We start from the raw sequence: 26,195 nt of genomic DNA on the forward strand, positions 1-26,195 counted from the left end.
TCCTGTTGGAAGACTTGCCCTGAGATAGCCAATGCCCGAACGATCCGCTATGTCTTGATAATGCATAAAATTATGCCGATTAATGGATAAATCAGACATCACTCTGGAGCGCATGCGCACCTTCGTTCGCGTCGCCGAACGGGGCAGCTTTTCTGCGGTCGCACGTGAACTCGGGATCGGTCAGTCGACCGTCACCCGGCATCTGCGTGAACTCGAGGAGGCCGTCGGGGTGGCTCTGCTCAGCAGAACCACGCGGCGTGTCACGATGACCGATGAGGGCAGCCGTTACTATGCCGACAGCGTACAGATCCTGCGCCTTGTCGAACAGGCGAGCGACGAGGCTCGCGGCACGCGCGGAGCGCCCGCGGGCACGATCCGGCTCTCCTGCACCGCGGCCATCGGGGTGCTGCATGTCAGCCGACTGATCTTCGCGTTTCAGGACCGCTATCGCGACATCGGCGTCGATCTCAGCCTCACCGACGAGCGCATCGACCTTGTCACGGAAGGCGTGGATATCGCGCTTCGTCTCGGCCCGCTCACCGACAGTTCCATGAAGTTGCGGGCGCTCGGCCAGTCCCGGCGTCTGCTCGTGGCGGCGCCCGCCTATCTCGCTGAACGCGGCAGGCCTGAAGGTCCCCGTGACCTGGCCGGTCACGAGGGCATCCGCATGTCAAACGTGGCGGGCAGCGACACCCTTGTGCTGCAAGGACCGGACGGCGAGCGTCATGTCGTGCCGCTTGCCGGGCGCCTTCGCGTCGACCACGGACTTGCCGCACGCGAAGCCCTGCTCGCCGGGCGCGGCATTGCGCCCGCCCATCAATGGCTTGTCGGCGATCTCCTGGCGTCCGGCCGGCTTGAGGCGATCCTGCCGGACTATGCCCTGCCGTCGGTTCCGCTCAGTATGCTGATCGTCCCCCAACGCGCGGGCATCGCCCGGGTCCGGCTGCTGGTCGATTTTCTTGCCCAACAGATCGGCGGCATCCCCGGGATCGAGAAAACGCATGTGGATCGGTGAGTATTTCCGGCACGGCATGCGAGCAATGCCGGGTATTCCATGAGAATGATTAACCAGCCGCGCCGCTGCCCCACGGCCCGTGGAACGCACCCTGCTCGCCGATGCGCTCGAAACCATGCGCACCGAAGAAGTCGCGCTGCGCCTGGATCAGGTTCGAGGTACCGCGGCCCTGGCGGTAGCTGTCGAAATAGGCAAGCGCCGAAGACAGCGCCGGCACCGGCGCACCGGCCTCGGAAGCCCTCGCGACGACACGTCGCAGCGACGGATGCGCCTCCTGCATCATGGTGATAAAGGCCGGCGCCATCAAAAGGTTGGTCGAAGCGCCGCCGCTGCCGAACGCTTCGGCCATCGTGTCGAGCATCTGCGAGCGGATGATGCAGCCGGCGCGCCAGATCTTGGCGATGGTCGGCATCGGCAGGTTCCAGTTGAACTCCTTCGAAGCGCCGCTCAGCACCGCAAAACCCTGCGCGTAAGCGGCGATCTTGCCGGCGAACAACGCCAGTTCGAGGTCTTTCAGCAGCGCGTCCTTGTCGCCGGAAATTTTCGTCACGCCGATATTGCCATAGGCTTTTTCGGCTGCCTGCCGTTCGTCCTTGATCGACGACAGCACGCGCGCCGCCACCGCCGCTTCGATCGCTGTCGCCGGAATGCCGAGCTGCTGCGCCTCGATGACGGACCATTTGCCGGTGCCCTTCTGGCCAGCGCGGTCGAGGATGATGTCGACCACCGGCTTGCCGGTCTTCGGATCGTCGGCGGCGAGCACCTTGGCGGTGATCTCGATCAGGTAGGAATTGAGCCGGCCCTTGTTCCAGTTGGAAAACACCGTGCCAATCTCTTTCGGCCCCATGCCCAGACCATCGCGCAGGATGCCGTAGATCTCGGCGATCATCTGCATGTCGGCATATTCGATACCGTTGTGGATGGTCTTGACGAAATGTCCGGCGCCGTCAGTGCCGAGCCAGGCGGCACAGGGCTCGTCCTTGAACTTGGCGGAGATGGCGGTCAGCACCTTCTCGACACGCTCCCAGGAGTCTTCGGTGCCGCCGACCATGATCGACGGTCCGTGGCGTGCGCCCTCCTCGCCGCCGGAGACACCCATGCCGATGAAGGTCAAGCCCGAGCCGGACAGTTCCGAGAAGCGCCGCATCGTATCGCGGAAATTGGCGTTGCCGGCATCGATGACGATGTCGTTGTCGGACAGCACGCCGCGCAAGGCTTCGATCTGCTCGTCGACCGGCTTGCCGGCCAGCACCATGATGATGATCGGGCGTGGCGGCCGGATCGCCGCGGCGAGTTCCTCCAGACTGTAGCAAGGAATGACCATGTCCCTGAGCGCACCGGCATTCTCGACAAAAGCATCGGTGCGAGCCTTGGTGCGGTTGAAGACGGCGATGCGGTGCCCGTGCTCGGCGATGTTCAGCGCCAGGTTGGAGCCCATCGTGCCAAGGCCGATCAGGCCGATTTCGGCTTTTTCCATCGTTTCTTCCCTGCTTCCGGATCTGGTGTTTTCGAGCTCGAGCCCGTTCTTGCCTCGATGCCCATTATTGCTTGGATGATTGAGGGGCCTTCAGGCCCGCGTCAACCGCCTCGCCCAATTGTGTTGTCGCGGCCATTACGGCCTGATGTCGATCGGCGCCTCGATCTTCACCATGTCGAAGTCCGAGATCAGGATGTCTATGCGCACCGTCCAGCGGCCGGAAACCGGGATGATGAGGTTGTCGACACGCCAGCTGCCATCGCCGGGCCTGGTTGCCGCGCGCTTCAGCGGCTCGATGCCGGAATCGGGCTTCGACAGCACCAGCGTCACTTCCTTGGCATCGAGCGGCCCGAAATCGCCGCTCATGATGATCATCGAGGCGGCGACCGGTCCGGCATGGCCAGGCGTGATGCTGAGATCGGCCATCGCCTGCAGCGCGTGGACGTGGACCGAAACCGGCTGCGCCGCAGCGATCGCCAGCGCTCGTGGCGGCGGCGTGAAGCGCCAGCCCGCGGCGACCCCGAAGATCGCCAGCACGATCAGCACTTCGACGCCGACCGAGCGGGTGAGCCTGCGTTGCACCTCGGTCGCTCCAGCCTCGGCCGATGCGGTGAGTTTCCAGCGATTGACGCCGGCCAGCGTGAACAGGAAGACCAGCAGCGCGAGCTTGACCAGCAGCAGCCGGCCATAGGCAGTGTCGACCAGCGCCGAGGGCGTCTGCACCTGGATCACGGCCAACACGATGCCTGCCGAGGCAAGCAAGGCGACCACGGGCACGATTGCCCATGAGAAGCGGCGCAGGAATTCAACGGCGCCGGCCGCTTGACGCTTCAGCGCGAGGCCGAGCGGCACCAGGGCGCCGGCCCAGAAGGCGATACCAACCCCATGGATGAAGACCAGCGGCCGTGTCAGCCATTGCGGTTCGGCGGCACTGGCATGGCCGCTGGCGGCAAGCGCTGCGCCCACACCGACCAGCCCGGCAAGGGCAAGCGGCCTGGCGGGCGCGCGCGGTCCGGCCAGCGACAGCAGGCCAAGCCCCAGTGCGATCAGGGCGATCAGCACCGTCCAGCCGAAGCTGGTGCCGACCCCTGTGCGCCAGACCACCGGCTGCGCCAGATGGGACAGCGGCGCACCGAGCGCATCGAGACCTTGCAAGCCGAGCGACAAGGGCGCCGCCAGCAGCCCGCACAGGATCGTCCCGGCAACAAAGCATTGACCGGCACGGCCATCCCCGGCCAGCCAGGCAAGGGCGAAAGCGCCGCCAATGCCGAGGAAAAGGCCGGCATAGAGAACGACCTTGCCGATCCAGATCGCCGACCGCAACGGCCAGTCGATCGCTTCGGAGACAGCCGGAGGCTCGCTTGGCGCACCGATGGAAAACAGCAGCGAGCCGCCGACCGGATGGCCATCGGCGGAGATGACACGCCAGCTCAGCACATGCGTGCCGGATTTGAGTGTTTGCGGATTGTCGATCTCGACCGTCTGGTCGCTGAGGCGGAAGGATGTCAGCGGGATCGGCGTACCATCGGGCGTCACCAGCGTCAGCACCAGCGGCGAGACCGGCTCGCTGAAGTTCAGCGAGAACCGCGCCGGCGCCTGCGCCAGCACGGCGCCGTCGGCCGGGTCAGTCTTGATCAGCGCCGCATGGGCAAAGGCCTGGCCTGTCGAGGCCATGACGATGAGCGCCATGAGCACCGCGAAGAGCCCACCAGCCCAGCCGAATCGCTTGCCGGTCCTTGCGGTCCTTTGGAGTGGGGATGTTGGGTTCATGCTGCCGCCATGGAATTGGCGGCGCACCTTGCGGACAGGGCGCGCCGCCAGAAAATCATTTCTTCGGTGTGAGCTTGATGCCGGGCGCCGGGGTCTCCAGCGCGTCCTCATCCTGTCCGGCCGTCGGAATCTCGATCCAGCGGGCGGCGGCATCGCCGCATTCCTGCACCACCGGGAAGTAGAGCTTCTGGCCGGCGGGCAGATCGGCCGTCAGCGTCGCCCGGAAGACGAACTCGTCGTAGAATTCATCCGGCAGATTGCCGCCACTCCAGTCGACTTCCTTGACACCGTCGGCCACCGCCTGACCATAGAGCTGGTAGGATTTGTCGTATTTGCCCTTCTTGGTCTGCAGCGTCCAGCCGGGCTTCGGCATCGGCTTCACCGCGATCACCTCTTCCGGAATCTGCACACGCACGGCGGTCGTCGCCTTGCCGTCGCAGCCATGCGGCACGCGCAGCACAGCCTTGTAGGTCGAGCCGACTGCCGCCTCCTGGGTTTCGAGCGTGATATGCGCCAAGACGGCATTTGTCCCCAGCACGAGAAACGCGCCAGCCGCCAAAAGATACTTGATCATGATGGTCCCTGATTTCAAAAAATTGGTGGATCGGCGCGATCAATTGGCGTGGTCGTCCATGCCGCCCATTTCACCCATGCCCTCGACGGCGAACTCGACGCTGACGGCGCCGGCCTTCTCGAAAGTCAGCGTGGCGGCGAATTTTTCACCCTGCTTGGGTTGCCGCTTCAGGCCGACGAACATCAGGTGATAGCCACCGGGCGCCAGCGCCACCTTGCCTCCGGCCGGGATTTCCAGGCCATCGTCAACTGGCCGCATGGTCATGACGCCGTCCTTGACGCCCATTTGATGCAGCTCGGCCTTCTCAGAAACGTCCGAGGAAATCGACAGCAGCCGGTCCGCGGCGCTGCCCTTGTTGACGATGGTGAAATAGCCGCCGGCCACCTTGGCGCCGGCAGGGGTGGCACGCGACCAGGGGTGTTCGATTTCGAGATCGCCCACCTTGAATTCGTGCGCCAGGACGGCCTGGGCGCCGACGAACAACAGGGCAAAGGCCAGCGTGATAATGCAGAGATCGGCTTTGAAACGAGGCAGGGTGCGGCCGAACACAGTGCCCGCCGACGTGCGGAAAGAATGGGACATGGTTGCTCCATGACGTGATGATCGCGCCGTCGCCGGTCGCGAATGGTTTTGATCTTGGATGACTACGCTCGCGAAAGGTTCCGCAAGCAAGCAGGCTCAGGCCGCAAGCGGCGGCGCGCGCGGGTTCGATGGGGAGCGTTCGCGGGCGAAGTCGAGATGCGTGGTCGCGGGGAAGACGAAGGCGACGGTCTCGAACGAAAGGGTCGCAAGCGCGAGCGCGGCATCGGGCGGCGGCGCATAGGCCGACGAAAACATGCTGCACCCGAGCGTGCAGCAGGCCGGCGGATGTGACGGGTGTTGGTCGCCGCCGGGAAGCTGGGTGGCGCCGTCGCGGGTACAGATGACGTTGCCGAAGGCATCTAGCTGCGCGGCACTCGGCCCGGTGCTGAAGGCGAACGCACCAAGTGTCGACTGGAGCAACAGCAGACAGGCCGCGACAAGCGCGACCGGCATGCTCCGTTGTCTCCCCCGGCGGCTCAAACCATCTGCCTCTTCAAACAATCGATGACGATACCTATCACGGCCGGGACAGGTCGAAAATCGCCAAATCGACAGTGCGGCAACACGGCAGGATCAGATCTTTTGGGATGACCGGCTTTCCGGGATCGAGGTCAGCAATGTCTGGCGTGCCGACTTCAAATGCTTGCGGCAGGCGGCATCGACCTTGCCGAGGTCGCGCGACTTGAGCGCCTCGATATAGGCTAGATGTTCGCCGATCGCGACTTCGTTGCGCTCGCGTTCCTGCGCCTTGTTCCACTGGTAGTGGTAGTGGAAAATCATGGCGATGACGTCGTAGAAATCGACGATGAAGCGGTTGCGCGAGGCGCGATGGATGAGCCGGTGGAGGCGCTCGTCCAGCTCCGAGAACTCATTGAAGCGCGTCGCGATCTCGCGTGCCAGAACGCGGTGTTCCCCCTCCAGCCGGTCGAGATCGCCCCAGACCGGACTGTCCTGCGGCAGCGCGGTGAAGGCGGCGGCCGAGCGCAATTCGAACATTTCGCGGATCTCGGTCAGTTCCAGTGCGAAGGCCCGCGTAAAGCCCTTCAGCACCCAATGGCTGTTGCGGCGTTTTTCGATCAGGCCAAAGCGAGAGAAGCGGATCAGGAACTCGCGCACGCTGGTGGTGCCGACGCCGATCTCGCGCGCCAGTTCGAGTTCGTTGATCTGCATGCCGGCCTCGGCGCCGCCGGCCAGCAGCCTGCGCATGAACGACCGTTCGATAATCTCGGCCAGCGTGTCGGTCTCTTCCTCGGGAAAGAAATCATCGGGATACGGATCGCGCAGCACCGTCTTGGCGCGCTTGTTCCAGGCGATCAGTCCGGTCTCTTCCATGCGCGCCAGGATGCTGCGCACCGTCGTACGGCTGACGCCGAGCACCGCGCCCAACTCCGGTTCCGACGGCAGGCTGCGCGTTTCGTCGAGCAGCCTGAGGCAGCGGTTATAGGCGTCCTTATAGACATTGTTGCTCTTCGACATCCCCTGACCCATTCATGCCCGCGCTTGCGGCGGCCGGCTTGAAGCGCAATATGTGTTCCAATGACCCTGAAAAGCAGGAATCTCTTTCTCCGGGCCGGTTCATTGTTCCGGCACCACCACTTGCCTCAGGGCGAACCGCGTCGAAAAAACAATTGACGCAAAACTGTTTTTTCACGATAAAAGACATTAACTCTTAACAGGCGCGTGTCAATCCGCGCATCCCAGGATCACCCAGGAAACGCCCGTGAACGTCTCGAACACCATTCTTCTGTCCCCCGCCGACAATGTCGCCGTTGCCAATGGCCGTATCGAGATCGGCACCACGCTGCCGGGCGGCGCGCTCGCTGCCGCCCTCATCGAGCCTGGCCACAAGGTGGCGATCAAGCCGATCGCCGCGGGTGAAGCCGTCGTCAAATACGCCCAGGCGATCGGCCGCGCCACACAGGACATCGCACCGGGCGAGCATGTCCATTCGCACAATCTGGTCTTCGAGGCCGGCCGCCTGCCGGTGGTGCCGCCGAGCGAGGCCGAGCATGCGACGGAGGCCGACCGCGCCCGCACCTTCATGGGCTATCGCCGCGCCGATGGCCGCGCCGGCACCCGCAACTTCATCGGCATCATCGCCAGCGTCAATTGCTCGGCCACCGTCTGCCATTCGATCGCCGACACCGCCAACAGGACCTTGCTGCCGAAATACCCCGGCATCGACGGCTTCGTGCCGATCGTCCATGGCCAGGGTTGCGGCATGAGCGCCACCGGCGACGGCATGATGGTGCTGCATCGGACCTTGGCCGGCTATGCCCGCCACCCGAACTTCGGCGGCGTGCTGATGGTCGGCCTCGGCTGCGAGGTCAACCAGCTCACGCTTTACGGCCAAAAGGGTGCCGCCGCCGGCAAGCGCCACTTCAACATCCAGGATGCCGGCGGGTCGCGCAAATCGGTGGAAAAGGCGATGGGCGTGCTGGCCGAGATCGCCGAGGAAGTCGGCCAGTTGAAACGCGAACCGATTCCGGTCAGCGAGATCGTCGTCGGCCTGCAATGCGGCGGCTCCGACGGCATGTCGGGCATCACGGCCAACCCGGCGCTGGGCGCGGCGGTCGACATCCTGGCCGGCGTCGGCGGCATCGGCATCCTTTCCGAGACGACGGAAATCTACGGCGCCGAACACCTGCTCGCCTATCGCGCCGCAAGCCCCGAGATCGCCAAGAAACTCGATGGCTACGTGAAATGGTGGGAAGATCACGTCGCCAAGCATGGCGCCTCGATCGACAACAACCCCTCGCCCGGCAATAAGCGTGGCGGCCTCACCACGATCCTGGAAAAGTCGCTCGGCGCGGTCGCCAAGGGCGGCCAGACGCCGCTCAACGGCGTGTTCGGCTATGCCGAGAAGGTCACCGGCAACGGGCTGGTGTTCATGGACACGCCCGGCTACGACCCGGTCTCGGCCACCGGACAGGTCGCGGGCGGCGCCAATGTCATCGTCTTCACCACCGGCCGCGGTTCCTGCTTCGGCTGCCGGCCGACACCCTCGATCAAAGTCGCCACCAACTCGACCATGTATAACCAGATGGAAGAGGACATGGACGTCAATTGCGGCGTCATCGCCTCCGGCGAAAAGACCATTGCCGGCATGGGCCGCGAGATCTTCGAACTGATCGTCGAGACGGCTTCGGGCCGCAAGACCAAGAGCGAGGATTTCGGCTACGGCGACAACGAGTTCGTCCCCTGGCATCTCGGCGCAACGCTCTAATTCGATTGATATCTGGTAGACTGCCCGGCCGCACAAGTGGCCGGGAATAGGGAGGTTGTGGATGAAAAAACGCCGTATCGGCCAGACAGCGCTGGAGGTGACCGAAGTCAGTTTCGGCGGCGCCGCGATCGGCGGTCTATACCGGGCCTGTTCGCGTGAGGCGGCCATGGAAACATTGCAGGGCGCGTGGGAAGCCGGCTTGCGTTATTTCGACACCGCGCCCTTCTACGGTTTCGGCCTGTCGGAGCGTCGTTTCGGCGACTTTCTGCGCTACAAGCCACGCGATTCCTACGTGCTGTCGACCAAGGTCGGCCGGCTGTTCCGCCCGGTGCCGGAAGACCAGGTTCCCGACCACTCCTATGTCGATCCGCTGCCCTTCGCGCTGGACTACGACTATTCCTATGACGGCATCATGCGGTCGGTCGACTTCAGCTATGCGCGCCTTGGGCTAAACAGGATAGACATCCTGTATGTGCACGACATCGGCGTCTACACGCACGGAGTCGAGAAGACCAAACTGCACTTTCGCCAGCTGATGGACGGTGGGCTCAAGGCGCTCGAAGAGCTGAAGCGGGCCGGCACGATTTCGGCCTATGGGCTCGGCGTCAACGAAGTCCAGATCTGCCTCGACGTCATGCGCCGGGCGCCGCTCGACTGCATCCTGCTCGCCAGCCGTTATTCCTTGCTCGACCGCAGCGCGGAAGCCGAACTGCTGCCGCTGTGCCGCGCGCAACAGACCTCGCTGGTGATCGGTGGTGTTTTCAACTCGGGCATATTGGCGACCGGGCCGGTGCAAGGCGCGCATTTCGACTACCTACCCGCCAGCCACGATGTGCTCGGCCGTGTCGACGCCATGGAGAAGATCGCCGGTGAAGGCGGTTATCCGCTGCCGGCGGCCGCGTTCCAGTTTCCTTTGCACGAGCCAATAGTCGCCACCGTGCTGACCGGCACCGCAAAATTGGCGAACCTCACACGCAACCTCGAACTGCTCGATATCGACGTGCCGGAGACGGAATATGCCAAGTATCGTCCCTACACCGTGGTGCAGGACCTGCCTTGAAGCCCGCACTTTCGCGATGTCCACAGGGTCGAGGGCGGGCTTCACAATATCGCGATCTGGAAGAATGAACATTCCATGTTGACTGGTGTGTGGAATTAATATTCCATACTCCCTCGGAACGGAAACGGGAGCGCCCGACTGAGACTGGAGAGGAGCCGACGCCGGAGGTGAGTCGTTGTCAGGCCTTTGGGAGAGTTGGCCGGAAACACCGCTTGCATCGGCTGGATCGATGGACTATCAAAACAGTGCAACTGTTTTTTATTGATAAAGTTCTGTTTGGGCCACGCCTATCCGAACCGGGCTTCCGTAACGTTTCACCAGGCGACTTAGGGAGGATCCTATGAAATTCGTGACCAGCATTCTCAACCGCCGCGCCGTCATGGCCCTGGCGGCAGCCTCGATGCTCACCGGCGTCATGCATACCGCACCGGTTTCGGCGGCGGACGTGACCATTCCGATCATCGTCAAGGATACCACGTCCTTCTACTGGCAGATCGTCCTGGCCGGCGCCCGCAAGGCCGGCAAGGATCTCGGCGTCAATGTGCCGGAACTCGGCGCCCAGGCTGAGACCGACGTCAACGGCCAGATCTCCATCCTCGAGAACGCCGTCGCCGGCAACCCGGCCGCCGTCGTCATCGCGCCGACCGAAGCCAAGGCGCTCGGCAAGCCGATCGACGAGGCCGCGGCCAAGGTCAAGGTCATCGGCATCGACTCCGGCGCCGACTCCAAGGCCTTCACCTCGTTCCTGACCACCGACAACGTCCAGGGCGGCCGCGTCGCCGCTGACGGTCTCGCCGCCGCGATCGGCGCCGCCAACGGCGGCAAGGTCGAAGGCAAGGTTGCGCTTATCACCGCGCTCCCTGGCGCTGGCTCGCTCGAACAGCGCGCGCAAGGCTTCAAGGAACAGCTCAAGGCCAAATATCCCGGCCTCGAACTGATCGCCGACAAATACGCCGACGGCCAGGCCACCACCGGCCTCAACATCGCGACCGACCTGATCACCGCCAATCCGGACCTGAAGGGCATCTTCGCGTCAAACCTGATCATGGCGCAAGGCGTCGGCCAGGCGATCGCCGAGAACAAACTTGCCGGCAAGGTCGGACTGATCGGCTTCGACAGCGACGAGAAGCTGATCAAGTTCCTCAATGACGGCGTCATTTCGGGCCTCGTCGTCCAGGATCCGTACCGGATGGGCTATGACGGCATCAAGACGGCGCTCGCCGCTTCGAAGGGCGAGAAGGTGGAGGCAAATGTCGACACCGGTGCCAATCTCGTGACCAAGGACAACATGAAGGATCCCAAGATCGACGCGCTGCTCAATCCGAAGCTCTGAGCAGCCAGTGTTCGAAACCGTTTCCGGGGCGTCGCGCCCCGGAAACATCCGCCGCCACGAGCGGCCTGGCAATCGGCCGGCTTCGACTAGGCTGTTTGAAAAGACGATCACAGCCTCGCCAGGTGCCAGCCGCGGGGCCAATCTGGGAGGATCGCCATGACGCCGACGGCGCACGAACTGCATCCGGCTCCCGCGCTGGAGCCCGGCAGGACCATCCTCGAATTGCGCGGGCTGGAAAAGCGTTATCCCGGCACTCACGCCTTGAAGCCGGTGGACCTTGCCTTCAAGGCAAGCGAGATCCACGCCATCGTCGGCGAGAACGGCGCCGGCAAATCCACGCTCATCAAGCTTTTGACCGGCGTCATGCCGCGCACCTCCGGAGAAGTGATCTGGGAGGGTCAACCGGCTGCACTGGCGACCCCGCATGAGGCGATGGCGCTCGGCATCAACGCCGTCCACCAGGAAGTCGTGCTCTGCCGTCACCTCACGGTCGCGGCCAACATGTTCCTCGGCGAGGAGAATTCGCGCTTCGGCATCCTGCAGCAGCGCGCCATGGTCAAGGAAGCGCAGAAGATCATCGACGATCTCGGCTTTGACTTGCCGGCGCATGTTACTCTCGGCGACCTCACCATCGGCCAGCAGCAGCTGATCGCCGCCGCCCGCGCCACCGTGCGCGGCACCAAATTCCTGATCTTCGACGAGCCGACCGCCTACCTGACCCGCAAGGAGGCCGACCAGCTCTTCACCTTGATCCGCCGCCTGAAGACCGAGGGCGTGACGATCATCTATATCAGCCACCGCATGGAGGAAGTGTTCGAGCTCGCCGATCGTGTTTCGGTGCTGCGCGACGGCACGCTGGTCGGCACCAGGAACATCAGCGAGACCAATGACGCCGAACTCGTCAAACTGATGATCAACCGCTCGATCGAACAGATCTACCACAAGGAGCATTTCACTCCGGGTGCCGCGATCATCGAGGCCAGGAACCTCTCGGGCAAGGGTTTCGAAAACGTGTCGATGACAGTCCGTGCCGGCGAGATCGTCGGGCTCTACGGCCTGATCGGCGCCGGGCGCAGCGAATTCGTCACCACGCTCTACGGCCGGCACAAGAAGTCGGCCGGCCAGGTCCTGTGGGAAGGCAAGGATGTCCAGATCAACTCCGAGCATGACGCGATCAAGCTCGGCATGGCGCTGGCGCCGGAAAGCCGCCGCGACCAGGGCCTCTGCCTCAATTTGCCGGTTGGCCTCAACCTCAACCTGCCGATCTACAAGCGCATCTCCAGCAATTTGTTGATCTCGAACGCGAAAGAGAAGGCCGAGGCCGACCGCCAGATCGCTGGCCTCAGGATCAAGACTCCGACGCGCCATGCGTTGGCTTCCAGCCTATCCGGTGGCAACCAGCAGAAGATCGTCATCGGCAAATGGCTGGCGCACGGCGCCAAGCTGTTCATCTTCGACGAGCCGACGGTTGGCGTCGATGTCGGCACCAAGGCCGAAATCTACCGCCTGTTCAGCGCGCTGTTGTCGAAGGGCGCCGGCATCATCCTGATCTCGTCCTATTTGCCGGAGGTCTATGAACTGGCCGACACGCTGCACGTGTTCCGCCGCGGCAAGCTGGTGGCCACGCACGGGTTCCACACCGCCGATCACGAGGACATTCTCACACAGGCGCTCGCCGAGAAACAAGAAAAGTTGGGAGGAAAGACATGAGCACCGAGGCGATTCCTGCCGAAAAACCGAAGCGCAATTACAACGCCCTGTTCGGACTGACGCTGCTGGCGCTGCTGGTGCTGCTGTGGGTCATCCTGTCGTTGTCCACATCGAGCTTCGCGTCGGCCAACAACATCTCGAATCTGCTGCGTCAGGGTTCGATGATCGCCATTTTGGCTGTCGGCCAGACCTTCGTCATCATCACCGGCGGCATCGATCTGTCCGTCGGCGCCGTGGTCGGCTTCGCCACCGTCATCGCCGCGATGCTGATCAATGCCGGCGTCCCGGTCTTCCTCGCCATCCTGCTCACCCTGCTGGTCGGCGTCGCCATCGGCCTCTTCCATGGTTTTGGCATCGTCAAGATGGGCCTGCCGCCCTTCATCATTACGCTGGCGACCCTGACGTCGCTGCGCGGCATTGGCCTTTTGATGACCAACGGCAATTCGATTTCGATCAACAATGATGCTTTCCAGGAATTCTCGCGCAACTCCTTCCTCGGCATCCCCAATCTGTTCTGGATGGTCCTGCTGGTCGGCATACCCGCCTATGTCTTCCTGCATCACAGCCGCTGGGGCCGGTACCTGTTCTCGGTCGGGTCGAACGCCGAGGCCTCGCGCCTGTCCGGCGTCAACGTCCAGCGCACCATCTTCATGGCCTACACGCTGTCGGGTCTCTGCGCGGCGTTCGTCGGCGTGCTCTTGGCTTCGCGCATCGGCATCGGCAATCCGACGCAGGCCGAAGGATGGGAATTGCAGGCGATCGCCTCGTCGGTGATCGGCGGCACCTCGCTGTTCGGCGCGGTCGGCTCGGTGCACGGGCCGCTGCTCGGCGCCTTCATTCTCGCCACCATCAACAACGGCGCCAACCTGCTCAACGTCAACGCCTTCTGGCAGCGTGTCATCACCGGCGTGCTGATCATCGTCATTGTCTATTTCGACGGCCTGCGCCGCCGCGGCGGCAAGTAGTCAACGAGCCGAAAAACGATCTCCGGCCCGGTATCAAAACGGGCCGGCGTTTTCGTAAACCCAAAATGGACTGAAACATGAAAGCCGTCGTCTGCCGCTCGCCCGGCGAACTCATTCTGGAAGACCGTCCCGCACCCTCCCAGCCACCTCCCGGCTGGGCACTGGTGGCGGTCAGCCATGTCGGCATCTGCGGCACTGACTACCATATCTTCGAGGGCAAGCACCCGTTCCTCGCCTACCCCCGCATCATGGGCCACGAAGTGTCTGGCACCGTCGTCGAAGTCGGCGAAGGAGTCGGGCTTGCGGTCGGCGAACCGGTCATCATCAACCCCTACCTTTCCTGCGGCAAATGCATCGCCTGCCGGCACGGCAAGCCCAATTGCTGTGTCAGGATCGAAGTGCTCGGCGTGCATCGCGACGGCGCCATGTGCGAACAGATCCTGGTGCCGGCTGAGAATCTCTATCCCACAAACGGGCTGTCGCTCGCCGACGCCGCCGCCGTCGAATTCCTGGCCATCGGCGCGCATGCCGTGCGCCGCGCGCGTTCCGAGGCCGGTGCACGCACGCTGGTCATCGGTGCCGGCCCGATCGGGCTTGGCACCACCATCTTCGCACGCATTGCCGGGCTCGACGTGACACTTCTCGACATGAGCACCGAAAGACTGGTCTTCGCGGCGAGTGAGCTCGGCTTTTCGATTCTCGACGGCTCGCAAGCACCTGTGTCCGATCTGGTGCGTGATGCGACAGACGGCGAAGGCTTCGACGTGGTCTTCGACGCCACCGGCAACACCCGGTCGGTGCAATCGGCCTTCGCCCACGTCGCGCATGGCGGCACCCTGGTGCTGGTCAGCGTCGTCAAGGACGATATCGTCTTTTCCGACCCTGAGTTCCACAAGCGCGAGATGACATTGGTCGGCAGCCGCAATGCGTTGCGCGCCGACTTCGATCATGTCGCCGCCTCGATCCGCAATGGTGCCGTGCCGCTGGCCAAGCTCGTCACCCACCGCACCACGCTGGCCGATACGCCAGGGGACCTCGCACGCTGGGCACACGAGAAGTCGGGCCTGATCAAGGCCGTGATCGAGATCGGATAGCCAGGGCGTTATAGTGCCGAGAGCTTCAGCTCCACTCGCTCGGCCGAAAAACGCGATTCGGAAAACTGGATTGGCTGGCCGTCGGGCGTGACGTTGACCGCCACTGTCACCAGCACGATGGCGCCTGGCTGCAGATCGAGATCGGCGAGATCGGCGGCGTCCGCATGGCGCGCGGACAGCACGGTCGATTGCCTGAGATAGTCGTCGATACCGAAACGAGCGAGCGACGCGGTGATCGAACCGGTTTGCGCCATCGCCTTGTCGATGCCGGCAAAGCGCTTCGCCTCGAACCATGCGGCAGCGCGCGACACCGGCCGTCCGTCGGCCTCGCCGCGCGTTTCCAGCCGGATTACCTCGGCACCCCGGGCAAGGCCAAGCCCCTCGGCAACGCGCTGGCTGGCAGGCTCGACCGAGAAAGCAAGCAGCACGATGTGCCGTTCCGAGGTCTGCCCCTGCAGCCCCGCAGAGAAGCGCGTGCGCGCGCCGATCGGATAGGACAGCCGCTTGCGCGACAAGACGAACGTGCCGCGCCCCTGTTCGGCCCGCAATACGCCCTCCTGTACGAGGGCCGATATGGCGCTGCGCACGGTGTGACGGTTGACGCCATAACGCTCCGCCAGCGCGACCTCGGGCGGCAGCGCGGCATTTTCGGCGAAATCGCCAATGGCAATCGCTTGCAGGATCCTGTCGGCGATCTGGCGCCAAAGTGAGACGCCGCTGCGCCGCTCGATGGTATCGGCCGCTTGCCCGGTCATGTTTTGCCTCCCGGCCTGTCACGCACCCGTCATGGACTCGCGCTAGGTAATATGTATAATTTGTATAGTTGTCTATATCAATAGACAAATTTAATGAAGAGGAAAGTTGGCGATGCGAGGACAGGAAGCCCGCGACCAGGCCGAGCGCAAGGCCGCCATGGCCACCTTGGCGCAATCGAGCGGCGACGACATCGTGCGGCTCTGGAACGAGGCCGGCCTGCCTTCGCAAGCCGAGCTGCTGCGCGGCCCCGAGACCGGCCTGGTCACGCTGCGTGGCCGCATCGGCGGCGGCGGCGCGCCCTTCAATGTCGGCGAGGCGACCGTCACGCGTGCCACCGTCCGGCTGCCATCCGGGCAGGTCGGCCATTGCTACGCGCTTGGCCGCGACAAGCAGAAGGCGAAGCTGGCAGCCATCGCCGACGCGCTCTGGCAGGACCCTGCCCGCCGCGCCGAGGTCGAGACCAGGCTCATTGCGCACTTGCGCTCGGCTCTGACCGCTGCCCACGAAAAACGCCGCGCCGAGACGGCGGCGACGAAAGTGGATTTCTTCACCATGGTTCGCGGAGAAGATTGATGGATATCGCGGCACAATCGATCGAGGGCGGTTTCGCCGATCCGGTCTTCAACGCCCAGACCGTGTTTCGGGCCGTCATGGATGCCATGGCGCGGCCGGGCAGCGTCCAGCCCTTGCCGACCTTGGCCCGCCCGCCGGCGCCGCTTTCGGCAACATCGGGCGCTATAGCCCTGGCGTTGTGCGACAACGACACGCCACTCTGGCTCGACCCGGCACTGCATGCCTCCGCGGCGATCGGCTCCTGGCTTGGCTTCCACACCGGTGCGCCGCTGGCCAATACATCGGCCGACGCGCACTTCGCGTTTATTGCCACACCGGCCGAGATGATGGCGCTCGACGGTTTTTCTCAGGGCACGCAGGATTATCCCGACCGATCGACGACGCTGATCCTGCAGGTCGGCGACCTCACTTCAGGGTCCCCGCTGTTGCTCGAAGGCCCCGGCATCGAAACCAGCGCCACGATCGCGCCGGCACAGATGCCGCGTCACTTCGTCGAGCAGTGGAAGCAAAACAACAAGCGCTTTCCGCGTGGCGTCGACATCATCCTCGCCACATCGGACGGCATAGCCTGCCTGCCGCGCACGACGCGCATCAAGACGATGGAGGCTTGAAGATGTATGTCGCGGTAAAAGGTGGCGAAGCCGCTATTGCCAACGCTCACAGCCTGCTTGCCGACCGCCGGCGTGGCGACCGCTCGGTGCCGGCGCTGCGCCTCGACCAGATCGTCGAACAGCTGGCGCTCGGCGTCGACAGGGTGATGAGCGAAGGTTCGCTCTATGACCGTGAGCTGGCCGCACTCGCCATCGTCCAGGCGCGGGGCGACATGATCGAGGCGATCTTTCTGGTGCGCGCCTACCGCACCACGCTGCCGCGCTTCGGTTATACCAGCCCGATCGACACCAGTGCGATGCTGGTCGAACGGCGCGTCTCGGCGACCTACAAGGATCTGCCTGGCGGCCAGCTGCTTGGTCCGACCTTCGACTATACGCACCGCCTGCTCGACCCGGAGCTTGCCGCCGGCGCAGGCGTCGCCGAACCGGTGCAGCGCGCCGGCCAGACCGAGCCCATGCCGCGTGTCTCGGCGATCCTCGCCCGCGAAGGCCTGATCGAACCCGACGGCGACATGCCGCAGGACCATGTTCCCGGCGACATCACCCGCGAGCCGCTGGAATTCCCGATGGCACGTGACATCCGCCTGCAGGCGCTATCGCGCGGCGACGAGGGTTTTCTGCTGGCGCTCGGCTATTCAACGCAGCGCGGCTATGCCCGCAACCATCCTTTCGTCGGCGAGATCCGCATCGGCGAGGTCGAGCTGGAACTCGACGTTCCCGAACTGCCCTTCGCGGTGCCGCTCGGCACGGTGCGCGTCACCGAATGCCAGATGGTCAACCAGTTCAAGGGCTCGGCCAAGGCGCCGCCGCAATTCACCCGCGGCTACGGTCTCGTCTTCGGCCAGAGCGAGCGCAAGGCAATGGCCATGGCGCTCTGCGACCGGGCGCTGCGTGCCTCCGAACTCGGTGAGGACATCGTTGCCGCCGCGCAGGACGAGGAGTTCGTCATCTCGCACTCCGACAATGTCCAGGCCACCGGCTTCGTCGAGCATTTGAAGCTACCGCACTATGTCGACTTCCAGGCCGAGCTCGACCTCGTGCGCCGTATGCGCGCCGAATATGAGGCCCGCGAAAATCCAGCAAAGGCGGAAGAAAAGAAGGAGGCAGCGGAATGACCGCGCAATCCACCGACATCGCCACCTACAACTTCGCCTATCTCGACGAGCAGACAAAGCGGATGATCCGCCGGGCGATCCTCAAGGGCATCGCCATCCCCGGCTACCAGGTGCCGTTCGCCTCGCGCGAAATGCCGATGCCCTATGGCTGGGGCACCGGCGGCGTCCAGGTCACGGCATCGATCATCGGCCCCGACGACGTGCTGAAGGTCATCGACCAGGGTGCCGACGACACCACCAATGCCGTATCGATCCGCGCCTTCTTCAAGAAAGTAGCCAATGTCGCGGTGACCACCGATACCGCCACCGCCACGATCATCCAGACCCGCCACCGCATTCCCGAGCATCCGCTCACCGCGGGCCAGGTGCTGGTCTATCAGGTGCCGATCCCCGAACCGCTGCGCTTCCTCGAGCCGCGCGAGACCGAAACGCGGAAAATGCATGCGCTGGAGGAATACGGCCTCATGCATGTGAAGCTCTATGAGGACATCGCCAAGCACGGTCGCATCGCCACCACCTATGCCTATCCGGTCAAGGTCGAGGGCCGCTATGTGATGGACCCTTCGCCGACGCCGAAATTCGACAATCCCAAGATGCACCGCTCGCCGGCCCTGCAGCTGTTCGGCGCCGGCCGCGAAAAGCGCATCTACGCCGTGCCGCCCTTCACCGATGTGGTGAGCCTCGACTTCGAGGATCATCCGTTCGAGGTGCAGACTTTCGACCAACCCTGCGCGCTGTGCGCGGCCGAGAATGTCTATCTCGACGAGGTCATCCTCGACGACCATGGCGGCCATATGTTCGTCTGCTCGGACACCGATTACTGCGAGAAGCGGCGTGAAGAGGGCCATCGCGGCCACCTTGCTCCCGAAACCCATCTTGCCCCAGGAAACATGGAGCCGGCGCAATGATCGACGAACCGCTGCTGCGCGTCTCGGCGCTCTCCAAGTTCTACGGCTCGCGAGTCGGCTGCGACAACGTCACCTTCGACCTGTGGCCGGGCGAAGTCCTGGCTGTCGTCGGTGAATCCGGTTCCGGCAAGACGACGCTGCTCAACTGCCTGTCGACGCGGCTGCTGCCCTCCTCCGGCACCGCCAGCTACCGCATGCGCGACGGCCAGTTTCGCGAGCTCTACCGCATGAGCGAGGCCGAGCGCCGCTTCCTGATGCGCACCGACTGGGGCTTTGTCCACCAGAACCCGGCCGATGGCCTGCGCATGACGGTCTCGGCCGGCGCCAATGTCGGCGAGCGTCTGATGGCGGTCGGCGACCGTCACTACGGCAAGATCCGCGCCACGGCCGTCGACTGGCTGTCGCGCGTCGAGATCGAGGAAGACCGTATCGACGACGAACCGCGCGCCTTTTCCGGCGGCATGCGCCAACGCCTGCAAATCGCCCGCAATCTCGTCACCGGACCACGGCTGGTGTTCATGGACGAGCCGACCGGCGGCCTCGACGTTTCCGTGCAGGCGCGCCTGCTCGACCTGTTGCGCGGCCTGGTCACCGACCTTGGCCTTGCCGCGATCGTCGTCACCCACGACCTTGCCGTGGCGCGGCTTCTGTCACAGCGCATGATGGTGATGAAGGACGGCCGCGTCGTCGAAAGCGGCCTTACCGACCGCGTTCTCGACGACCCGCGCGCGCCGTACACGCAATTGCTCGTTTCCTCGATTTTGCAGGTGTGATGATGGCGCCTGTACGCCCGCCGACGATTGACGATTGGAGAACCTTCTGATGCCGACCCCTCTCGTTGTCTCCGACGTCGCCAAAAGCTTCACCATGCATCTGCGCGACGGCATCAAATTGCCCGTCGTCGCGGGGGTCTCGTTCTCGATCAAGGCCGGAGAATGCACCGTGCTCGGCGGTCCGTCCGGTGCCGGCAAAAGCTCGATCCTGAAGATGCTCTACGGCAACTACGCCGTCGACGAAGGCCAGATCATCGTCACGCACGAGGATGGGTTGATCGATCTCGCCCATGCCAGCCCACGCACCGTGCTTGCCGTGCGCCGGCAAACGATCGGCTATGTCAGCCAATTCCTGCGCACCGTGCCGCGCGTCTCGGCCCTCGATGTCGTCGCCGAACCACTGGTTGAACGCGGCGAGGAGCGCGAGGCAGCCCGGGCCAGGGCACGCTCCTTGCTGGCCCAGCTCAACCTGCCGGAAAAACTATGGATGCTGCCGCCGGCAACCTTCTCGGGCGGCGAGCAGCAGCGCGTCAACATCGCGCGCGGTTTCATCACCGAACATCCGATCCTGCTGCTCGACGAGCCGACCGCATCGCTCGACGCAACGAACCGCGACGTGGTGATCGAACTCATCGCCGCCAAGAAGGCGGCAGGCGTCGCCTTGCTTGGCATCTTCCATGACCACGAAGTGCGCGAGGCGGTGGCCGACCGCGTCATCGACGTCACCGCCTTCGCTCCGGGAAAACTCGCCGCATGACCAGGAAATTGTCGGAAACGCCGCTGATCCATCCAACAGCGGAGGTGCACAACTCGACGCTCGGCCGCTGGACCGAGATCGCCGACCGCAGCCGGGTCTCGGAAAGCGAACTCGGCGACTATTCCTACATGATGCAGGACTGCGCAGTCTGGTGCGCGACGATCGGCAAGTTTGCCAACATCGCGGCCAGCGTGCGCCTCAACGCCACCAACCACCCGACATGGCGGCCGACGCTGCACCATTTCACCTACCGTGCCTCCGACTATTGGGACGACGCCGAGCACGAGAGCGACTTCTTCGCTGAGCGTCGCGCCAAACGCGTCACCATCGGCCACGACACCTGGCTCGGCCACGGCTCGACCGTCCTGCCCGGCGTCACCGTTGGCGATGGTGCTGCGGTCGGCGCTGGCGCGGTCGTCTCGAAGGACGTCGCGCCCTACACCATCGTCGCCGGCGTGCCGGCCAAACCGATCCGCGAGCGCTTCGACCGTCGCACCGCCGAGCGCTACCAGGCGCTTGCCTGGTGGGACTGGGACCATGCCAGGCTGCGTGCCTCGCTCGACGACTTCCGCGAGCTCTCGGCCGAGGCGTTCCTGGAGAAATACGAGGGATAGAGCAGTTCCAGAAAAAGTGGGAACCGGTTTTCCGTTCGCAATTGTTGCAGGCAAGGAGACATAGCCCTCACATCGACGTCATGAGCGACACTGTTTCATATCCTTGACACATCACCGGGGCAGGACGCGGGTGTTCCAAGGAGATCGCCATGCTCGACACCGTCAGACCCTCGCTCGCCGTATTCTTTGCCGGCTCCAATCCGACGCCGCCGGCGCATCTCGGCACGCGCTACGACGCGTCAGGCAACTTTCTCCTCGAGCCCGGCAACACCGTCGTCAGCCATCTGGTCAGCGGCTCGCCATCCGAAGCCGTGGTGCTCGCTGTGCGCGATCGGATGATGGCGATGCCGGACGCCGACCGCCTTGCCTTCACGCCTGTCTCCAGCCTGCACATGACACTCTTCCAGGGCATCATCGAATATCGCCGCCGGTTGCCTTACTGGCCACGGGACGTGCCGCTCGACACCGGCATCGACGCCATGACCCGCCTCTATCTGGAGCGCCTGAGGGGTTTCCAGGGCGCCGGTCCGTTCAACATCAAGGTGCTCGAGATCGTGCCGACCGGGCTCACCGTTGCCGGCGCGACCGACGAGGATGTGCGCATCATGCGTGCATGGCGCGATGCGCTGGCCGTGCCGTTCGGCTACCGGCACCCCGATCACGACAAATACGTCTTTCACATCACCTTCGCTTATCAGATCCAGCGTCTTGCTGACGACAGGGCCGCCGCATGGCAGGCGCTATTTGATGAGAGCCTGGCGCTTTTCGGCCGGGAGGCCCCATTGATCGAGATCAAGGCCCCCGCCTTCTGCGCATTCCGCGACATGGAGCATTTCGAGGAATTGCTGGTGCTCGGCTGATCGCCGGCAGGACGCCGGCCGTCGTATCTGTGGAGCGTAACAAAACTGACATGCTGGCGACATGGCAGGTTCATGTGGCTGCGTTAGGCGAGTGCCTGACGATCAATATGGACCGGACTGGAACCAGCCCATGTCAGCAAGCTCTGCCACGCTCGAAATTCGCGGTGTCAGCCGACGATTTGGCAAGAACACCGCCGTCAGCGACGTCAACATCTCGATCCCGCAGGGGCAGATGGTCGGCGTCATCGGTCGTTCGGGTGCAGGCAAGTCGACGCTTCTTCGCATGATCAACCGTCTTGTCGACCCCAGCCAGGGGTCGATTTTTTTTGACGGCGCCGAGGTCTCCCGCCTACGCGGGTCGCCGCTGCGGCGTTGGCAGCGCGACTGCGCCATGATCTTCCAGCAGTTCAACCTGGTGCCGCGCCTCGATGTGCTCACCAACGTGCTGCTTGGCAAATTGAATCACCGTTCGACCCTGTCCAACCTTCTCGGCATGTTCTCGCGCGCCGAATGCGCCGAGGCGGTCGCCGCGCTCGAGCGGCTCGACATCGCCCGTACGGCACTTCAACCCGCCGGCACCCTGTCGGGCGGTCAGCAGCAGCGCGTCGCGATTGCCCGTGCCCTGATGCAGCAGCCCAAGGTGATCCTCGCCGACGAGCCGATCGCCTCGCTCGACCCGCTCAACGCCAAGGTGGTGATGGATTCGCTGCAGGACATCAATTTGCGCGAAGGCATCACCGTCGTCACCAACCTGCACACGCTCGATACCGCCCGCACCTATTGCAACCGCATCATCGGCATGGCCGCCGGCAAGGTCGTCTTCGACGGGCCGCCCGAAGAGCTCAACCGCGAAGCGGTGCGTCTAGTCTATGGCGCCGACAGCAACGGTGGTGAGATATCGGAGGTCATCACCTCCACCAGCGTTGCCTTCAAGCAGAAGATCGCCGCATCCGCCGGACCGCTCGAACCCGCATTCCCGGGATACTGAGCCCACTACGGGCATAGCGAGCAGCCTGGATCGTCCGCCCGCGTCAAGGGCACTTGTCAAGATCAAGAACGCTGCCGGCGCGGGGCCGGAACCTACAGGAGAGATAGCAAATGTTCAGGAAGATGGTTTTCGGTGCCGTTTCGGTGCTCGCCATGGCCACCAGCATGGCCCACGCCGCCGATATGAAGGAATTTCGCGTCGGCATCCTCGGCGGCGAAAACGAAACCGACCGGCTGCGTAACTACCAGTGCCTGGCCGACCACCTGAAGGCCGAGTTCGGCTTCGAGAAGGTTTCGCTGTTCCCGGCCGCCGACTATGACGGCGTCATCCAGGGCCTGCTCGGCGGCACGCTCGACTTCGCCGAACTCGGCGCTTCCGGCTATGCCAGCGTCTACATCAAGGACCCGAAGGCGGTCACCCCGATCCTCACCACCCAGCAGACCGACGGCGCCACCGGCTATTATTCCGTCGGCCTGGCGCTGAAGACCTCGGGGATCACCGACATCAAGTCGGCCAAGGGCAAGAAGCTCGGCTATGCCGACCCGGATTCGACCTCCGGCTACCTGATCCCGCTGACCCAGATTCCGAAGACCACCGGCGCCTCGAACGAAACCTTCTTCGCTTCGACCCAGTTCAATGGCGGCCACGAAAACAACGTTCTGGCCGTGCGTGACGGCAAGGTCGATGTCGCGGTCGACGATTCCTCGGGTATAGGCGACTTCAAGAACGGCTACACCTCCGGCACCTTCCACAAGGAAGTCGCCAAGGGCGCCGTCGACCCCAACGATTTCGTCGAAGTCTGGCGTTCGGGCCTGATCCCGAACGGTCCGCTCGTCGTGCGCACCGCGATCGGCGACGACATGACCGCCAAGCTGACCGCCTTCTTTACCGACCTGCCCAAGAAGGACAAGGCTTGCTTCGAAGGCGTCGAAGGCGGCGATTTCACCGGCTATGTTCCGGTGAAGCCGGACTTCTACAGCGTCATCGTCGAAGCCCGTAAGGCAGCCATCGGCGGCTAACGGCGAAATTGCAAAGGGGCGGTATCTCAGGTACCGCCCTTTTTGCATCTCCGATCATGACCCTTTCCGTGACAGCCCCCTCCGGCGCCACCCACCAGACGGCCGATGCCTGGCGACGCCAGACGTCGCTGCGCCGGCTCTATACCGTGCTCGGCGTCGGACTGCTGCTTGCCGCGATGCTCTCCAGCATGTGGTTCGCCGACGAAGCCAATGCCGGGCACTTCTTCGACCGGCTGCCGCACATTCTGGATTTCCTGAGCTGGCTGGTCCCCAAGGACTGGAACGACGTCTGGCGGGCGCTGTTCGACATCGCCTCGCCGCATGATACCGGCACCCAGGAATTCAACTTCCCGCTTGGCCGCGTCTATGTGTGGGGCGGTTTCTACGTCCCCGAATATTTCGAACTGATGCTGACCACGGTGAACGTGGCGCTGGTTTCAACCTTCATCGGCTTCATCTTCGCAGTGCCTTTTTCCTTCATCGCGGCGCGCAACCTGACGCCTCATCCGGCACTGAGGCTGGTGGTCAAGCGCTTCATGGAATTGCTGCGCGCCTTTCCGGAAATCGTCATCGCCGGCCTCTTCGCGGCAATCGTCTCGACCGGTCCGATCGCCGCCATCATCGCCATCGGCCTGCATTCGATCGGCGCACTCGGCAAGCTGTTCTACGAGATCAACGAGAACATCGACATGCGTGCCGAGGAAGGCCTGACGGCGGTCGGCGCCAACTGGTTCGAGCGGGTGCGCTTCGCCGACCTGCCGCAGGTGTTGCCCAATTTCGTGTCCTATACGCTGCTCCGGGTCGAGATCAACGTGCGGGCCTCCACCATCATCGGCGCCGTCGGCGGCGGCGGCATCGGCGAGGAACTGAAGCTGTCCATCTCGCGCGGCTTCGGCGCCAAGACGCTGGCGCTGGTGCTGCTGCTGTTCACGACCATCTTCATCATCGACCAGTTTTCCGCCTGGCTTCGTCGCAAGCTGGTCGGCGAACAAGCCTTTATGATGGGTTCGTAGATCATGGCGACCATGACCGCCGAGGAAATGCTGTCGATCGAGGCGCGCCACCCGCAGGTGTTCCGGCGCCCGGCATACAAGCGCTTCGGTCCGCTGCTCCTGTTTACCGGCACCCTCCTCTATCTGGTCTATGCCTTGTGGTTCTTCAGCCTGCCGCAGGTATTGCGGGAATCGCACTGGGAGCGCCTCCCGCTCTTCCTGACACAATGGATCAGCTACGATCTGCAACCGGAATTCCGTCTCGACCACCCGGAGATCACGCCCAAATATCCGCGTTTCTCGGCACTGGGCGACAATCCCAATCCGGATTGGGTAATCAAGAATGCCGACGGGTCCTTCACCGTGCGGATCGACGGCCAGGCCAAATCCGTCACCTTCGACAAGACCTACGCGACGATTGTCGCTCATGGCCAGACGGTGCCGGTGGCACTGACCAGCGGCAAGCCGGTGATCACGGGTCCGGTGCCGGACTGGATCACCGCGCATGACGACGAGGTGGTGGCCAAGATGGGCTTTGTCGGCGAGGTGCGCGTCACCGTCGACCGCGTCAAGGTGCGCAAGCGCTTCCTCGGCTGGGCGAACTTCGTCTTTGACACACGCTCGCCCTTCTTCGGCAAATCGGCGGGGGAGGTGGTCTCGCTGATCGTATCGGGGCCCGAGCTGAAACCTGGCATCTCGAACCTCGCACTGGCCGGCGACAACATCTGGAACAACGCCCAGTGGCAACATGGCGATGTCTGGACGAAGCTCTTGCAGACCATTGTCATGGCTTTCCTGGGCACGCTGCTCGGTGGCATCGTCGCCTTCCCGCTGGCCTTCTTCGCGGCGCGCAACATCACGCCGAGCGGCTTGCTCAGCCAGGTGCTCAAGCGCTTCTTCGACTTCATGCGCTCGGTCGATATGCTGATCTGGGCGCTGTTCTTCACCCGCGCCTTCGGCCCCGGCCCGTTGGCCGGCAGCGCCGCGATCTTCTTCACCGAGATCGGCACATTGGGAAAAGTCTATTCGGAAGGTCTGGAGAACATCGACGACAAGCCACGTGAAGGGGTGCTTTCGACCGGCGCCAACGGCATCTTGGTGCAGCGCTACGGCGTTATGCCCGAGGTGATCCCGGTCTTCATCAGCCAGACGCTCTACCAGTGGGAATCCAACACCCGCGGAGCCACCATCATCGGCGCCGTCGGCGCCGGCGGCATCGGCCTGAAACTGTGGGAAGCGATGCGCACCAACTCCAACTGGGCCAACGTCTTCTACATGGTGCTGCTGATCCTGCTCGTCGTCTTCACCTTCGACAACATATCCAACTTCCTGCGCCGTAGGCTGAGCCGGACGATTCACGACTACAACAGGATCCAGGCCAAGCAGGGGTAGCCTTGTGAAGCAGAAGCGCAGGCTTCGTCTC

26 protein-coding genes are annotated in these 26,195 nt (G+C 63.8%); 19 read left to right on the forward strand and 7 right to left on the reverse strand.

Annotated features, from left to right (window positions below; genetic code table 11):
* Window positions 1-82: 82 nt before the first annotated feature.
* Entirely contained in the window at window positions 83-1,015 is a 933-nt protein-coding gene (locus O7A70_RS02265; protein WP_337138845.1) for a LysR family transcriptional regulator, read from the forward strand.
* A 49-nt stretch (window positions 1,016-1,064) separates the two neighbouring features.
* On the opposite strand, the gene gndA is transcribed toward O7A70_RS02265, so the two are convergent.
* The 6 genes from gndA to O7A70_RS02295 form a co-directional block, all read right to left on the reverse strand.
* Window positions 1,065-2,492 carry an NADP-dependent phosphogluconate dehydrogenase gene (gene gndA, locus O7A70_RS02270; RefSeq protein ID WP_337138846.1) on the reverse strand — a complete coding sequence of 476 codons (1,428 nt, stop codon included), beginning with the start codon at window positions 2,490-2,492 and terminating at the stop codon, window positions 1,065-1,067.
* Between the two features lie 135 nt (window positions 2,493-2,627).
* Window positions 2,628-4,181 (reverse strand): copper resistance CopC/CopD family protein, encoded by a 1,554-nt coding sequence (locus O7A70_RS02275; RefSeq protein ID WP_337138847.1) that lies wholly within the window; start codon window positions 4,179-4,181, stop codon window positions 2,628-2,630.
* A 136-nt stretch (window positions 4,182-4,317) separates the two neighbouring features.
* Complete coding sequence (locus tag O7A70_RS02280) at window positions 4,318-4,836, reverse strand: YcnI family copper-binding membrane protein (RefSeq protein ID WP_337138848.1); 519 nt, start codon at window positions 4,834-4,836, stop codon at window positions 4,318-4,320.
* Window positions 4,837-4,875: 39 nt separating this feature from the next.
* The gene (locus O7A70_RS02285) at window positions 4,876-5,418 is read right to left on the reverse strand and encodes a copper chaperone PCu(A)C (RefSeq protein WP_337138849.1); all 543 of its coding nucleotides are present in this window, start codon (window positions 5,416-5,418) and stop codon (window positions 4,876-4,878) included.
* 96 nt (window positions 5,419-5,514) lie between these two features.
* Window positions 5,515-5,871: a DUF2946 family protein gene (locus O7A70_RS02290; RefSeq protein ID WP_337138850.1), complete on the reverse strand. Its 357-nt coding sequence runs from the start codon at window positions 5,869-5,871 to the stop codon at window positions 5,515-5,517.
* Window positions 5,872-5,991: 120 nt separating this feature from the next.
* Window positions 5,992-6,894 (reverse strand): GntR family transcriptional regulator, encoded by a 903-nt coding sequence (locus tag O7A70_RS02295; RefSeq protein ID WP_337138851.1) that lies wholly within the window; start codon window positions 6,892-6,894, stop codon window positions 5,992-5,994.
* A gap of 244 nt (window positions 6,895-7,138) precedes the next feature.
* Between O7A70_RS02295 and O7A70_RS02300 the strand changes: the two genes are divergently transcribed.
* The 6 genes from O7A70_RS02300 (at window position 7,139) to O7A70_RS02325 (ending at window position 14,806) form a co-directional block, all read left to right on the forward strand.
* Window positions 7,139-8,644, forward strand: coding sequence for a UxaA family hydrolase (locus O7A70_RS02300; RefSeq protein ID WP_337138852.1), 1,506 nt, complete (start codon window positions 7,139-7,141; stop codon window positions 8,642-8,644).
* Window positions 8,645-8,705: 61 nt separating this feature from the next.
* A complete protein-coding gene (locus O7A70_RS02305; protein WP_337138853.1) occupies window positions 8,706-9,704 on the forward strand; it encodes an aldo/keto reductase in 999 nt (332 codons plus the stop codon).
* 340 nt (window positions 9,705-10,044) lie between these two features.
* Entirely contained in the window at window positions 10,045-11,037 is a 993-nt protein-coding gene (locus O7A70_RS02310) for an ABC transporter substrate-binding protein (protein WP_027144669.1), read from the forward strand.
* Window positions 11,038-11,193: 156 nt separating this feature from the next.
* Complete coding sequence (locus tag O7A70_RS02315) at window positions 11,194-12,747, forward strand: sugar ABC transporter ATP-binding protein (RefSeq protein WP_140503053.1); 1,554 nt, start codon at window positions 11,194-11,196, stop codon at window positions 12,745-12,747.
* Window positions 12,744-13,712, forward strand: a complete 969-nt coding sequence (locus tag O7A70_RS02320) for an ABC transporter permease (protein WP_337138854.1) — start codon at window positions 12,744-12,746, stop codon at window positions 13,710-13,712. Before O7A70_RS02315 ends, O7A70_RS02320 begins: the two co-directional genes overlap by 4 nt.
* A 77-nt stretch (window positions 13,713-13,789) precedes the next feature.
* Window positions 13,790-14,806, forward strand: a complete 1,017-nt coding sequence (locus O7A70_RS02325) for a zinc-binding alcohol dehydrogenase family protein (protein WP_337138855.1) — start codon at window positions 13,790-13,792, stop codon at window positions 14,804-14,806.
* An 8-nt stretch (window positions 14,807-14,814) separates the two neighbouring features.
* On the opposite strand, the gene phnF is transcribed toward O7A70_RS02325, so the two are convergent.
* A complete protein-coding gene (gene phnF / locus O7A70_RS02330) occupies window positions 14,815-15,561 on the reverse strand; it encodes a phosphonate metabolism transcriptional regulator PhnF (protein WP_337138856.1) in 747 nt (248 codons plus the stop codon).
* Window positions 15,562-15,673: 112 nt separating this feature from the next.
* Here phnF and phnG point away from each other — a divergent pair, with 112 nt between their 5' ends.
* The 12 genes from phnG (at window position 15,674) to phnE (O7A70_RS02390) (ending at window position 26,164) form a co-directional block, all read left to right on the forward strand.
* Window positions 15,674-16,135: a phosphonate C-P lyase system protein PhnG gene (gene phnG / locus O7A70_RS02335; protein WP_337138857.1), complete on the forward strand. Its 462-nt coding sequence runs from the start codon at window positions 15,674-15,676 to the stop codon at window positions 16,133-16,135.
* Window positions 16,135-16,746 (forward strand): phosphonate C-P lyase system protein PhnH, encoded by a 612-nt coding sequence (gene phnH, locus O7A70_RS02340; protein ID WP_337138858.1) that lies wholly within the window; start codon window positions 16,135-16,137, stop codon window positions 16,744-16,746. Before phnG ends, phnH begins: the two co-directional genes overlap by 1 nt.
* Before the next feature lie 2 nt (window positions 16,747-16,748).
* A complete protein-coding gene (locus tag O7A70_RS02345; protein WP_337138859.1) occupies window positions 16,749-17,861 on the forward strand; it encodes a carbon-phosphorus lyase complex subunit PhnI in 1,113 nt (370 codons plus the stop codon).
* A complete protein-coding gene (locus tag O7A70_RS02350) occupies window positions 17,858-18,769 on the forward strand; it encodes an alpha-D-ribose 1-methylphosphonate 5-phosphate C-P-lyase PhnJ (RefSeq protein WP_337138860.1) in 912 nt (303 codons plus the stop codon). The genes O7A70_RS02345 and O7A70_RS02350 overlap by 4 nt, the downstream gene beginning before the upstream one ends.
* Window positions 18,766-19,542: a phosphonate C-P lyase system protein PhnK gene (phnK, locus tag O7A70_RS02355; protein ID WP_027144660.1), complete on the forward strand. Its 777-nt coding sequence runs from the start codon at window positions 18,766-18,768 to the stop codon at window positions 19,540-19,542. Before O7A70_RS02350 ends, phnK begins: the two co-directional genes overlap by 4 nt.
* 49 nt (window positions 19,543-19,591) lie before the next feature.
* Window positions 19,592-20,299: a phosphonate C-P lyase system protein PhnL gene (gene phnL, locus O7A70_RS02360; protein WP_337138861.1), complete on the forward strand. Its 708-nt coding sequence runs from the start codon at window positions 19,592-19,594 to the stop codon at window positions 20,297-20,299.
* Window positions 20,296-20,913, forward strand: coding sequence for a DapH/DapD/GlmU-related protein (locus tag O7A70_RS02365; RefSeq protein ID WP_337138862.1), 618 nt, complete (start codon window positions 20,296-20,298; stop codon window positions 20,911-20,913). Before phnL ends, O7A70_RS02365 begins: the two co-directional genes overlap by 4 nt.
* Before the next feature lie 149 nt (window positions 20,914-21,062).
* Window positions 21,063-21,773, forward strand: coding sequence for a DUF1868 domain-containing protein (locus O7A70_RS02370; protein WP_337138863.1), 711 nt, complete (start codon window positions 21,063-21,065; stop codon window positions 21,771-21,773).
* Window positions 21,774-21,903: 130 nt separating this feature from the next.
* Complete coding sequence (phnC, locus tag O7A70_RS02375; protein ID WP_337138864.1) at window positions 21,904-22,761, forward strand: phosphonate ABC transporter ATP-binding protein; 858 nt, start codon at window positions 21,904-21,906, stop codon at window positions 22,759-22,761.
* Window positions 22,762-22,871: 110 nt separating this feature from the next.
* Window positions 22,872-23,780, forward strand: a complete 909-nt coding sequence (phnD, locus tag O7A70_RS02380) for a phosphonate ABC transporter substrate-binding protein (protein ID WP_337138865.1) — start codon at window positions 22,872-22,874, stop codon at window positions 23,778-23,780.
* A gap of 56 nt (window positions 23,781-23,836) precedes the next feature.
* Window positions 23,837-24,793, forward strand: a complete 957-nt coding sequence (gene phnE, locus O7A70_RS02385) for a phosphonate ABC transporter, permease protein PhnE (RefSeq protein WP_337138866.1) — start codon at window positions 23,837-23,839, stop codon at window positions 24,791-24,793.
* Between the two features lie 3 nt (window positions 24,794-24,796).
* Window positions 24,797-26,164, forward strand: a complete 1,368-nt coding sequence (phnE, locus tag O7A70_RS02390) for a phosphonate ABC transporter, permease protein PhnE (protein ID WP_337138867.1) — start codon at window positions 24,797-24,799, stop codon at window positions 26,162-26,164.
* Window positions 26,165-26,195: the final 31 nt, after the last annotated feature.

It is taken from the genome of Mesorhizobium sp. Cs1299R1N1 (genome assembly GCF_037179655.1).
GTDB lineage: Bacteria > Pseudomonadota > Alphaproteobacteria > Rhizobiales > Rhizobiaceae > Mesorhizobium > Mesorhizobium salmacidum.